This is a genomic window from Enterococcus sp. DIV0008, assembly GCF_050542615.1.
Taxonomy (GTDB): Bacteria; Bacillota; Bacilli; order Lactobacillales; family Enterococcaceae; genus Enterococcus_D; species Enterococcus_D innesii.
On sequence record NZ_CP172937.1, the window covers coordinates 863,147 to 875,888 of the forward strand.

Consider the following 12,742-nt stretch of genomic DNA (forward strand, 5'->3'; position numbering starts at 1 on the left):
GGATTCCTTGCAACGTAGCACGCAAGAAATTGCTTGATGAGATTGATTTCTATGGATCGTCGGCCGCTTGGCAGACTTTCGATTTTAAGGAGGATACATATGAGGACGAATTCAAAAGCCATGCAGACAGCGCTTCTTTCAATCATCCCTGGGGTGGGACAATTCAAAAATGGTCAGAAATTTAAAGCGGGACTCTTTTTTGCGGTCTTTCTAATTTTTCTTGGCGAAATGCTTTTGTTCGGTGGACAAGCATTATATAATTTTGTCACACTGGGATCCGTACCGATGGAACACAATTCTTTGTTCTTGTTGATCGAAGGAACGCTACAGGTCATCGTTACCGTTATTTTCATTATCTTTTGGGTTTTAAATATCAAAGATGCCTATCAAGTTCGCCAAAGTATTGAAAAAGGGTTCCCGGTGGCAGTTACGAGAAAAGAGTTTTTCAATAAATTGTATGAGGATGGTTTCGCTTATCTATTGACGATCCCAGCCTATCTGGTGATGATCGTAGCAATTATTTTTCCGGTAATGGTGACACTCTTCATGGCGTTTACCAACTATGATTTTCGACATATTCCGCCAGCAAACTTAATCGACTGGATCGGTTTTTCGAATTTTACGAATATCTTCACCTTAAGTTCTTACCGCGACACCTTTGTAAAAGTGTTTAGTTGGACGGTGATTTGGACCGTTTTAGCAACTACTCTGCAAATTACCTTAGGAATACTGACAGCAGTTGTTGCCAATCAAAAATTTGTGAAGTTCCGTCGGGTCTTCGGGGTGATTTTCTTACTTCCTTGGGCGGTGCCAGCGTTCATCACGATCATGAGTTTTTCGAACATGTTTAATGATACCGCTGGAGCAATCAATACTCAGGTGATCCCGCTATTGAACAACTTGCCTTTTGTTGATATTGGCAATATTGCTTGGAAAACCGACCCGTTTTGGACAAAGACGGCGATTATTTTGATTCAAGGGTGGTTAGGTTTTCCATATATTTATGTCATGGTCTCAGGGATTTTACAATCCATTTCTGAAGATTTATACGAAGCAGCCAAAATGGATGGGGCAAATGCGATTCAGCGTTTTCGCAATATTACGTTGCCGGCGATCTTTTTGGTGGCAGCACCAACCTTCGTTACGCAATACACAGGGAACTTTAATAACTTCTCCATGATCTATCTCTTTAACGAAGGTGGTCCAGGAAGTTTAGGCGGAAATGCCGGTTCGACAGATATTTTGATTTCATGGATCTACAAATTGACGACGGGTGGCTCGCCACAATATTCGATCGCATCTGCATTGACCTTGATCATTTCCTTTGTGGTGATCTCCATTTCATTACTGGTGTTTAAAAAGACGAATGCATTTAATATGGAGGACTGAGGATGAAAAAGAAAAAGTTTTCTTTCAGCAAATTATTTACCTACTTGTTTATGATCGCTTTATCGATCATTATCATCTATCCCTTGTTGATTACCGCAACCTCAGCCTTTAAGGCAGGGAATATGATCGCTTTTCGCTTGGATTTTGATGCGGATTGGACATTGAACAACTTTCGACGATTGTTCAATGAAACCCCCTATTTGACATGGTATAAAAACACTTTGATCGTGGCTGTTTCCACGATGGTGATCCAAGTAATGATCGTAACGCTGGCAGGGTATACTTACAGTCGTTATCGCTTTGCCGGTCGTAAGAGCAGTTTGATGGTGTTCTTGATCGTTCAGATGGTGCCAACGATGTCGGCGTTGACCGCTTTTTATGTCATGGGCTTATTAGCAAACGGTCTAGATAGTTTTTGGTTTTTGACACTGATCTATATCGGTGGTGGGATTCCCATGAACACTTGGCTGATGAAAGGGTACTTTGATACGGTACCGATTGACTTGGATGAATCAGCAAAACTTGATGGTGCAGGGCATTTTCGCATCTTTTGGCAAATCGTTTTGCCCCTCGTAAAACCAATGGTCGCCGTGCAAGCATTATGGGCCTTTATGGGACCATTCGGCGAATTCTTGCTAGCGCGGTTCTTGCTTCGCTCACAAGAGCGTTTGACTGTCGCAGTCGGTCTGCAGACTTTTATCAACGATGCCCGTAACCAACGGGTAGCACTTTTTGCGGCTGGGGCGATTTTGATCGCCGTACCGATTGCTGCACTGTTTTTCTTCTTACAAAAATACTTTGTTTCAGGTTTGACCTCGGGCGGAACAAAAGGATAGGAATGATAGGATGTCTGAACAACGATTTCCCTTAACATACTTTGGGGCCATTTTTTCTCCAACAAAAGTCTATGCATGGCGTAAAAAATTAAATCGCTGGCAGCAAGTGTTCGTCTATATTTTCTTGATGTCCTTGCTGATGGTCCCGCTGACCTTGATGATCAGCAAGCAAACGGATCAAGCCTTTGCGGCATTTTTCCCCCATGCAAAAACACTCATGACTGCTGAAACAGCAGCCAAATACAGTGAACTGCAGCTAGAAGATGGCAAACTTTTAACGGATGAGTCACAAGTCTTTTCGCAAACAGAAACGGGCATTATAGGCGTTGGGCTTTCAGAAGCGGACCTTGAGGAAGCCAAATATGCCATCAATTTCCGAGAAACAGACTGGACCATCAAAGAAGAAATCGATGGACAAACCTATCACTATAAAATGCGTTACACGGCGGAAATGATGCCTGATCAAGTGCATGATGCGACTTCGTTTCAGAAAGTGATCGAAGACGGCTTCTATCGCAACAACGAGACGGCGATTTTCTTCAGTCAGACGATCACAGTGGCATTTTTATTGGTGGCAATGAATAGTATTCTCGTCATAGGCGCAGCATTTTTCCTCTGGTTGACGAAAAAATCACGACTGTCGACAATCGGCAGCTTCAAAGAAAGCACGAACGTGATTTTAAATGCATTGGGGGTAGGCTCTCTGGTGGCAATGTTGGCAGGATTTATTGGCGCTGATATCATCTTGATGATCGGGATTCAGTCTTTAGGCATGCTGCTGATGCTTTTCTTAGCTTTCTTAAAAACCCGTTTTAAAACGGCCTAATTTGCAAACATTCGCAACAAGTCATTTGGACGTGCGCTGGACTTTTGGCGCCGATCAATGGCTTGTTGCGTATTTTTTCCCTTCGTTTCTTTAAAATCTGTGAAAAAAGGTTAAGAATCCGTTTATCACGCAAGATTGATGCGATAGTTCTATCGAAAAATATTTCATTTATGGTGAACTAGTGCTAAAATAGTTAGGAGAGTTTCCAGCTAGGATAATGTAGAAGTAAAAGGAGAATTATTAAGGTATGGCCAATTTTTTTAGAAAATTAATCGAAAACGACAAAAAAGAATTAAAACGTCTTGACCATATTGCGAATCAAGTTGAATCACATGCGGATGAAATGGCCGCTTTATCTGATGAACAATTACGCGGGAAAACCGATGAATTTCGTCGTCGTTTCCAAGAGGGAGAGACTTTGGATAAATTATTACCTGAAGCCTTTGCAGTAGTTCGTGAAGCTGCAAAACGCGTTTTGGGTCTGTATCCTTACCACGTCCAATTAATGGGTGGGATCGTCTTACATGATGGGAATATTCCAGAGATGCGTACCGGTGAAGGGAAAACCTTGACGGCGACATTACCTGTTTATTTGAATGCTTTGAGCGGTCAAGGCGTCCACGTCGTAACCGTCAATGAATACTTGGCAACTCGTGACTCGACTGAGATGGGAGAGCTGTACAACTTTTTAGGCTTGACGGTCGGCTTGAACATCAACTCAAAATCAGCAGAAGAAAAACGTGCGGCGTATGCTTGTGACATCACTTACAGTACAAACAATGAATTAGGGTTTGACTATTTGCGGGACAACATGGTGGTTTACCGTCATCAAATGGTACAACGTCCATTAAACTATGCCATCGTCGATGAGGTCGATTCGATCTTGATCGATGAAGCGAGAACACCGTTGATCATTTCAGGACAAGCAGAAAAATCAACTGCGCTATACACCCGGGTCGACAATTTTGTCAAACGCTTGACGGAAGAAGAAGACTACAAAATCGATATCCAATCAAAAACGATCGGTTTGACAGAGCGTGGGATCGAAAAAGCGGAAGAGACTTTCGGCTTAGAAAACTTGTATGATATTGAAAACACGGCATTGACCCATCACTTGGACCAAGCGCTACGAGCGAATTACATTATGATTCGCGACATTGATTACGTGGTGCAAGATGGGAAAGTAATGATCGTTGACCAATTTACAGGTCGGATCATGGATGGCCGCCGCTATTCTGACGGGCTCCATCAAGCGATCGAAGCAAAAGAAAGTGTCGAGATCGAAGATGAAACCAAAACGATGGCGACGATCACATTCCAGAACTACTTCCGGATGTACAAAAAACTGTCTGGGATGACCGGTACAGCGAAAACAGAAGAAGAAGAGTTTCGAGAAATCTATAACATGCAAGTCATTCAGATTCCTACAAACAAACCAATTTTACGGGATGATCGTGCGGACTTGCTTTATCCAACGCTTACCAGCAAATTCCAAGCAGTCGTTCAAGACATCAAAGAGCGTCACCGCAAAGGACAACCCGTCCTTGTAGGGACGGTCGCTGTTGAGACGTCTGAATTATTGTCATCAATGCTTGATCGTGAGAAAGTTCCTCATGAAGTATTGAATGCCAAGAATCACTTTAAAGAAGCAGAAATCATTTTGAATGCGGGACAAAAAGGCGCTGTAACGATCGCGACCAATATGGCTGGTCGGGGAACGGACATCAAGTTAGGTCTTGGTGTTGCTGAACTAGGCGGCTTGGCAGTTATCGGTACTGAGCGTCATGAATCACGACGGATCGATAATCAGTTGCGGGGACGTGCGGGACGTCAAGGAGATCCAGGGATGTCGCAATTTTACTTATCGCTAGAAGATGATTTAATGAAGCGTTTTGGTTCTGAACGAATCAAAGTGTTCTTGGATCGGATGAAAATCGATGAAGGCGATGCCGTGATCCAAAGCAAGATGCTTTCAAAACAAGTAGAATCTGCCCAAAGACGTGTGGAAGGGAATAACTACGATACCCGGAAAAACGTCTTGCAATACGATGACGTAATGCGAGAACAGCGGGAAGTTATTTACGGACAACGTCAAGAAGTGATCATGGAAGAAACGGATCTTTCACCACAATTAATGAATATGGTGAAACGCTCCATCAGCCGGGTCGTTGACAGTCATACGCAATTAGAGGAAAGCAATTGGAATTATGAAGGAATCGTTGATTTTGCGGCCAATGCACTTGTTCATGAAGATACCATCAGCATCGAAGACATCAAGGGCAAATCAGCTCAAGAGATCAAAGATTATCTAAACCAACGGGCAGAAGAAGTCTTTGAACAAAAGAAAACACAACTTAATAGTCCAGAACAATTACTGGAATTTGAAAAAGTAGTGATTTTACGAGTCGTTGATACGAAGTGGACCGACCACATCGATGCTATGGATCAGTTGCGTCAATCGGTTGGGTTACGGGCTTATGGACAAAACAATCCATTAGTTGAGTACCAAACAGAAGGATTCAATATGTTTGAAAACATGGTTGGAGCCATCGAGTATGAAGTAACGCGTCTGTTTATGAAGGCAGAGATTCGTCAAAACGTTCAACGGGAACAAGTAGCCCAAGGAGAAGCGCAAGGGGTAGAAGAAGCACCGGCTGCCCAAGCGCCAAGTTTCAAAAACGTGGGTCGCAATGATCCTTGTCCATGCGGAAGCGGGAAAAAATTCAAGAATTGCCACGGGAAAAATATGTAACAAGTTTTGAAAAAGGTGAGAGTAGGCTGGCAGACGTTTTTGTCCAGTCTACTTTCGTTTGTAAGAAAAAAAGAAAGAAGGAATTTTAATGGAAATCGCAGATATTCGGAATCAATTGACCCAGATGAATGAAAAAATAATCAGTTTTAGGGGGTCTCTTTGACTTAGATCAGTTAGAAGAGGACATTGCGGAAGCGGAGCACCAAATGGCAGATCCCACCTTTTGGGATGACTCGGAAAAAGCCCAACAAGTCATTAACGCCAATAATGCCAACAAAGAGACCTACGATCAATTCAATCAGCTAGCAGAAGAATTGGAAGAGCTCGAAGTGATGCTAGAAATGATTCAAGAAGAAGCTGATCCGGAAATGGAAGCAGAACTTGAAGCACGAATCGGTAAGTTAAATGAGAAAATGGCTTCTTATGAATTGTCGATGTTGTTAGATGAACCCTATGATCGGAACAATGCGATCATCGAGCTTCATCCGGGCGCAGGCGGTACGGAGTCGCAAGACTGGGGCAGCATGCTGTTACGGATGTATACTCGTTTTTGCGAACAGCATGGATATCAGGTGGAAACCTTGGACTATCAAGCCGGTGATGAAGCGGGGATCAAAAGTGTCACATTACTTGTGAAAGGGCACAACGCCTATGGTTATTTGAAGTCGGAAAAAGGCGTGCATCGCTTGGTCCGTATTTCACCTTTTGATTCTGCTAAGAGACGACATACGTCATTTTGTTCGGTGGATGTGATGCCAGAATTAGATGGGGCGATCGATGTGGAGATCAACTCAGATGATTTGAAGATCGATACGTACCGCGCAAGCGGCGCTGGTGGACAGCACATCAACAAAACCGAATCTGCTGTGCGGATCACCCATATCCCAACAGGTACGGTAGTTGCTAGCCAAGCCCAGCGCTCACAATTGAAAAACCGCGAGCAAGCGATGGGGATGTTGAAAGCCAAGCTGTATCAATTAGAAGTGGAAAAGAAAGAACAAGAAGCAGCAGCTTTGCGAGGCGAACAGTTAGAAATTGGATGGGGCTCGCAAATCCGTTCCTATGTCTTCCATCCCTATTCGATGGTCAAAGATCACCGGACAAATTTCGAAACTGGGAATGTACAGGCAGTCATGGATGGCGATTTGGATGGCTTTATCGATGCGTATTTGAAGCTAAAACTGAATCAAAAATAACCTGGTGTGACTTAAACAGATTGAAACATAATTGTAATCTGTTGCAAGCAAGGTGAAATATATTCATGCTATAATAAGCCAGAATGAAAATTTGAGATGGAGAGATAGCTGTATGATAGAAATGAAAGATATAATGAAAAAGTACTCTAATGGTACGACTGCTATCCGCAACCTTTCGATTTCGATTGATCAAGGGGAGTTTGTCTATGTCGTTGGACCATCCGGTGCCGGAAAATCAACCTTTATCAAATTGATGTATCGAGAAGAAAGAGCAACAAAAGGCGTTTTGAATGTCGCAGGATATGATTTGGTCGGCATGAAAAACCGTGAGATCCCTTTGATGCGCCGAGAAATCGGCGTGGTCTTCCAAGACTACAAACTTTTACCGCGGAAAACGGTCTTTGAAAATGTTGCTTATGCAATGCAAGTTATCGGACGCAAACCCCGTGATATCAAAAAACGGGTGATGGAAGTTCTGGATTTAGTCGGACTGAAACATAAAGTACGGGTATTTCCGAGTGAGCTTTCCGGTGGGGAACAACAACGTGTGTCAATCGCTCGTGCCATCGTAAATACGCCGAAAGTATTGATTGCGGATGAACCAACGGGGAACCTAGATCCTGAAAACTCATGGGAAATCATGAAATTGCTTGATCGGATCAATGCCCAAGGAACAACGGTCGTTATGGCGACCCATAATAGTACGATCGTAAATACGATTCGTCATCGCGTGATCGCGATTGAGAATGGCCGCATTATTCGCGACCAAGCGGAAGGAGAATATGGTTACGATGATTAGAACATTTTTCCGTCATCTCCTGGAGAGTATCAAAAGTTTAAAGCGTAACGGCTGGATGACCATCGCGTCGTTGAGTGCGGTAACGATCACACTGACATTAGTCGGTATTTTTCTAGGTGTAATCTTAAATGCAACAAAATTAGCCGAAGACATTCGTGAGAATGTGGATGTTTCGGTTTTCGTTGATATTGGTACGGAACAAGAAGATATGGATGCTTTAGAACAATCCTTAAACGATCTACCTAACGTTTCGGAAGTGAAATTTTCTAGTCGAGACGAAGAATTGCAGAAGATCCAAGATGCCATGGGAGATTCATGGAACTTGTTCGAAGGCGACAGCAATCCGCTCTATAACGTGTTTGTCGTCAGTGCAACAGATCCAGAGTATACGACAGAGATCGCTGAACAAGCGGGCGAATTGCCAAATGTTTTCAAAGCCGATTACGGCGGAGATTCTTCTGACCGAATCTTTGAATTGTCTGCGGCTGTGCGGACTTGGGGCTTAGCGGCGGCAGTCTTACTGATTTTTGTAGCAATGTTTTTGATCTCCAATACGATTCGGATCACGATTTTGTCTCGTCAAAGAGAAATTCAAATCATGCGTCTGGTAGGGGCGAAAAACGGCTACATTCGTTGGCCATTCTTTCTTGAAGGCGGCTGGATCGGACTCTTAGGATCAATCGTCCCAATTGCGTTGATGTACTTCGGGTATCATCAAGTTTATGCAATGGTCAATCCATCCTTGCTACGTTCAAATTACAGTCTAATTGCACCAAATCTGTTCTTGATTCAAGTATGTGGTGTGATGGCGTTGATTGGAATCGTGATCGGTTCACTTGGTTCCGTCTTATCGATGCGCCGATTCTTAAAATTCTAAACCGATGTTTTCTTAAGTCGATCGTCAGATCGGCTTTTTTTGTTTCCTCACAGTGTTTCTTTACTTTAGGTACCATTTTTTGATATGCTTTAGTAGCGGGAAATCGGGGAAGAGGTGAAAAAATGGTTGTAATGGACAATCTAGTAACCATTTTATTTATAGTAAATATTTTGTTATCGATTATTATCATTTTTAGAGAAAGGCGGCAGACTGCTCAAACATGGGCCTGGCTTTTGGTCTTGATGTTTATTCCTATTGTTGGTTTTGTTCTTTACTTTTTCTTCGGAAGAGGGATCTCCAAGGAAAAGATCTTTGATATGCGCTCGCAAGCAAAGATTGGTCTAAATGTTGAACTAGAAGAGCAAAAACAAGCACTTTCGCGTCATTTGTTTCCGCATCCGCCGACTGCTCAAGTAGAAGTCCAGCAGTTAGTCTATCTGTTGACGGTCTTTGGTCAATCTCTCTATACGACAGCCAATAGCATGACGCTTTATACCGATGGACGGCAGAAATTTGATGCTTTGATTGCTGATATCGAACAGGCAAAAAATCACATTCATATGGAATATTATATTTATCGCAGCGATGCATTAGGAAATGAGGTCAAAGAAGCATTGGTACGAGCGGCAAAGCGAGGTGTGAAAGTAAGAGTCTTATTAGATGCTTGGGGCAGTACCCAAGTATCCTTGAAGTTTTTTGATGAGTTGCGTCTACATGGCGGGCAAATTGCCTTTTTCTTTCCTTTGTTCGTTCCTTATGTCAATCCGCGAATCAATTATCGGAATCATCGCAAAATCGTGGTGATTGATGGTGAGATTGGTTATACAGGTGGATTTAATGTGGGAGACGAGTATCTAGGACAAGTGGAAAAATTCGGTTATTGGCGAGATAATCACTTGCGAATTGCCGGCTCAGCAGTCTATTCGCTGCAAAATCGGTTTCTAATGGACTGGAACTCACAGCATGCCTTGGAGATCAAATATGATCCGGCATTGTTTCCTGAGATCAAACAAACGGGGACAGTCGCTGCCCAAGTCATCACTAGTGGTCCTGATACGGAACATGAAGAAATCAAAATGACTTATTTGAAAATGATCAATTTAGCTAAAAAAGAGATCCTAATCCAAACGCCGTACTATATTCCGGATGAAGCCATTCATAATGCCTTAAAGTTAGCCCTGCTCTCTGGGGTGAAAGTTCATATACAAATTCCGAACAAACCTGATCACCCCTTGGTTTACTGGGCGACCTATTCATTTGCGGCTGAATTGCTCCGCTTTGGCGCAATCATCGAGACTTATGAAAAAGGGTTTATGCATGCAAAAACGATGATCATTGACAGTGGACTTGTATCGATTGGTTCGGCAAATATTGATGTCCGATCTTTTCGCCTAGATTTTGAAGTTAATACAATCATCTATGATGCGCAGCTAGCGACCAAAACGAAAGAAGCGTTTCTAGCAGATTCGATCGATTCAAAGCCACTAACGATCGAAGCATATCAACAAAGAAAGTTGACGATCAAAATCAAAGAAGGTTTGGCACGTCTTGTGTCACCGTTACTATAAAAAAAGTGCCCTTTTCCAAAAGATGGAAGCCATCATTTTGGAAAAGGGCACTTTTTAATAGGATTAACCCATAATACTTGTGTATGCTGCTAAGAAAATCGAGCCGACAGTGAGAATAAGCATGGTCCAGATCACGACTTGTGTGATTTTTGCAAAGGTACTTTTTGGTTTTTTCTCGTTCATTCTAATCCACCTTTTAGAGTTATTCTAGTGACAGTTTACCCTCAATTTCTCAAGAACTCAAGTTGATCCAAGGAGAAATTAAGAAAATTTCAATTTCACCATAAAAAAATTCGTTAGAATGGCAAGATAGGCTTGTTGAAGCTACGCCCTTCTGCTTTAATAGGTAAAGAAATACATTCTTTAAAACTTTCAAAAGTTAGTTGCTGAAATAAGAGCCTCCTTAAAAAATTTCATGGCTGTCTTATTCCGGCTTAGATTTTTAAAAGAACTGAAACATGGATGTAAAGAAAATAAAGTATAGTGACACTAGTTGTTAGAAAGGATTTTGCTGTATGTCTGGATTTAATCCAATCGTTTTGTTTTGGTATATTTTTCCTGTGCTCGTTTATTTTGCTTGTCGTTTTCTCGTTTCTGCACTTTCGTTGAATGATCGTTTCCATGTGAAGGCACCGGATTTAGCGGTACCATTTTTAATGGTGGGGATTCACCAATTATCAAAATATACTTTTGATCAAGCGATCACATTGTACTATTTGATCTCCATTTTTCTATTAGGCATTCTACTGGCCGTCTTTCAGGCGTACTACTATGAAGAAATCCAATATAGTCGCTATTTTAAGATGTATTGGCGCAGTATTTTCCTCTTTACGATCATCTTTCATATCGTTTTGATCATTTTAAATATTGTAAGTTACTTATAGTGGTTTGACCATTGATAAACGTCCATTTTTCCTCTTAGAGTTTTTTTAAAAACTCTAAGAAGTCTTTTTCTCCCTTTTTGTTCATTTGGTAAAGAAAAGTCAAACAACTTCCCTTTCAAATTTCATATAATTTGTGGTAGAAAGTGGGGGATTGTGGTAGACTGTGAATATCAGGTGGAGATCGGGGGTTATTTATCGATGTTTATGGGAGAATTTCAACATTCGATAGATGCAAAAGGCCGACTAATCGTCCCTTCAAAACTACGAGAAAAACTCGGAGAAAAATTTGTGGTGACACGTGGATTAGATGGCTGTTTATTTGGCTACCCCTTATCTGAATGGGAAAAACTTGAAGAAAAACTAAACGAAATGCCTTTAGCGAAAAAGGATGCTCGGACATTTGTCCGCTTCTTTTATTCTGCTGCAACAGAGTGCGAGATCGATAAACAAGGTCGGATCAATATCCCTGTTACATTGAGAAATCATGCAGACCTTACTAAAAACTGCGTGATCATCGGGGTTTCAAACCGGATTGAGATTTGGGATGAAACGCGTTGGCAAGCATTCTCTGAAGAAGCAGAAGAAAACTTTGATGAAATTGCTGAAACAATGATCGACTTTGGCTTATAGGCTTGATAGGAAGAGGAAAAAACACATGGCAGATTTTCAACACTACACCGTTATGCTACAGGAGACCGTTGATGGGTTAAAGATTCGTCCAGAAGGCGTCTATGTCGATTGTACATTAGGTGGAGCCGGTCATAGTGAATATCTATTGTCACAACTATCTGAAGAGGGACATCTCTTTGCCTTTGATCAAGACCAAACCGCCATCGACCATGCTAAAGAACGTTTAGCGCCATATGTTGCTAAAGGGATGGTCACGTTTATTAAAAGTAATTTTCGCTATTTAAAGGAAGCATTGCATCAACACGGTGTGAGCCGAGTCGATGGGATTTTTTACGATTTAGGTGTTTCCTCACCCCAATTAGATGAAGCCGAACGTGGCTTTAGCTACCACCAAGATGCACCGCTAGATATGCGGATGGATCAAACTGCAGCATTGACTGCCTATGAAGTGGTCAATCAATTCGACTACCATCAATTAGTCAAAATCTTCTTCCGCTATGGAGAAGAAAAATTCTCAAAACAAATCGCTCGTGAAATCGAGCGGGTGAGACAAGATCATCCCATCGAAACAACGGGGGAATTGGTCGATATCATCAAAGCAGTCATTCCAGCTCCAGCAAGAAGAAAGGGCGGTCACCCAGCAAAACGGGTTTTCCAAGCCATTCGAATTGCAGTCAATGATGAGCTAGGTGTAATTGAAGAATCTCTTGAACAAGCAATTCATCTTTTATCAGTTAACGGACGTGTCAGTGTGATCACGTTCCACTCTTTAGAAGATCGAATCGTGAAATCGATGTTCAAGGAATACAGTACACCGAAGGACATGCCGCCAGGTCTGCCGATGATACCAGAAGAATTTCAACCAACACTAAAACTTATAACAAGAAAACCACTGCTTCCTACTGAGGAAGAAGTAGCTGAAAATAATCGTTCTCGTAGTGCGAAACTACGAATCGCGGAAAAAATCAAGGAAAGCGAAGGGTAA

The 12,742-nt window shown here is 42.1% G+C and carries 11 protein-coding genes and 2 pseudogenes; 12 read left to right on the top strand and 1 reads right to left on the bottom strand.

What is annotated here, in order from left to right:
- Positions 1-99 precede the first annotated feature (99 nt).
- The 9 genes and pseudogenes from IGI84_RS04020 (at position 100) to cls (ending at position 10,243) form a co-directional block, all read left to right on the top strand.
- A complete protein-coding gene (locus tag IGI84_RS04020) occupies positions 100-1,389 on the top strand; it encodes a carbohydrate ABC transporter permease (RefSeq protein ID WP_077453540.1) in 1,290 nt (429 codons plus the stop codon).
- Positions 1,390-1,391: 2 nt separating this feature from the next.
- Complete coding sequence (locus IGI84_RS04025; RefSeq protein WP_077453539.1) at positions 1,392-2,225, top strand: sugar ABC transporter permease; 834 nt, start codon at positions 1,392-1,394, stop codon at positions 2,223-2,225.
- Positions 2,226-2,235: 10 nt separating this feature from the next.
- Entirely contained in the window at positions 2,236-3,051 is an 816-nt protein-coding gene (locus IGI84_RS04030) for a DUF1189 family protein (RefSeq protein ID WP_430600803.1), read from the top strand.
- 247 nt (positions 3,052-3,298) lie between these two features.
- Positions 3,299-5,683, top strand: a pseudogene (gene secA, locus IGI84_RS04035) (preprotein translocase subunit SecA); the annotation flags it as partial.
- Positions 5,684-5,728: 45 nt separating this feature from the next.
- A pseudogene (locus IGI84_RS04040) lies at positions 5,729-5,803 on the top strand (SEC-C metal-binding domain-containing protein); the annotation flags it as partial.
- Between the two features lie 88 nt (positions 5,804-5,891).
- A protein-coding gene (gene prfB, locus IGI84_RS04045; RefSeq protein ID WP_102136372.1) for a peptide chain release factor 2 occupies positions 5,892-6,999 on the top strand; the annotation gives its coding sequence in 2 pieces (ribosomal slippage) (positions 5,892-5,963 and positions 5,965-6,999; 1,107 coding nt in all).
- Positions 7,000-7,111: 112 nt separating this feature from the next.
- A complete protein-coding gene (ftsE, locus tag IGI84_RS04050) occupies positions 7,112-7,798 on the top strand; it encodes a cell division ATP-binding protein FtsE (RefSeq protein WP_005237293.1) in 687 nt (228 codons plus the stop codon).
- Positions 7,791-8,675: a permease-like cell division protein FtsX gene (ftsX, locus tag IGI84_RS04055; protein WP_077453536.1), complete on the top strand. Its 885-nt coding sequence runs from the start codon at positions 7,791-7,793 to the stop codon at positions 8,673-8,675. The genes ftsE and ftsX overlap by 8 nt, the downstream gene beginning before the upstream one ends.
- A gap of 122 nt (positions 8,676-8,797) precedes the next feature.
- Positions 8,798-10,243, top strand: coding sequence for a cardiolipin synthase (cls, locus tag IGI84_RS04060; RefSeq protein WP_096742357.1), 1,446 nt, complete (start codon positions 8,798-8,800; stop codon positions 10,241-10,243).
- A gap of 63 nt (positions 10,244-10,306) precedes the next feature.
- Here cls and IGI84_RS04065 read toward each other — a convergent pair whose 3' ends face one another.
- Positions 10,307-10,426, bottom strand: coding sequence for a DUF4044 domain-containing protein (locus tag IGI84_RS04065; protein WP_005237290.1), 120 nt, complete (start codon positions 10,424-10,426; stop codon positions 10,307-10,309).
- A gap of 332 nt (positions 10,427-10,758) precedes the next feature.
- On the opposite strand from IGI84_RS04065, the gene IGI84_RS04070 reads away from it, so the two are divergent.
- From IGI84_RS04070 to rsmH, 3 genes are all read left to right on the top strand, one after another.
- The gene (locus IGI84_RS04070) at positions 10,759-11,127 is read left to right on the top strand and encodes a DUF3397 domain-containing protein (RefSeq protein ID WP_086293099.1); all 369 of its coding nucleotides are present in this window, start codon (positions 10,759-10,761) and stop codon (positions 11,125-11,127) included.
- Between the two features lie 198 nt (positions 11,128-11,325).
- Positions 11,326-11,757 (top strand): division/cell wall cluster transcriptional repressor MraZ, encoded by a 432-nt coding sequence (gene mraZ, locus IGI84_RS04075; protein WP_430600956.1) that lies wholly within the window; start codon positions 11,326-11,328, stop codon positions 11,755-11,757.
- A gap of 25 nt (positions 11,758-11,782) precedes the next feature.
- Complete coding sequence (gene rsmH, locus IGI84_RS04080) at positions 11,783-12,742, top strand: 16S rRNA (cytosine(1402)-N(4))-methyltransferase RsmH (protein ID WP_430600804.1); 960 nt, start codon at positions 11,783-11,785, stop codon at positions 12,740-12,742.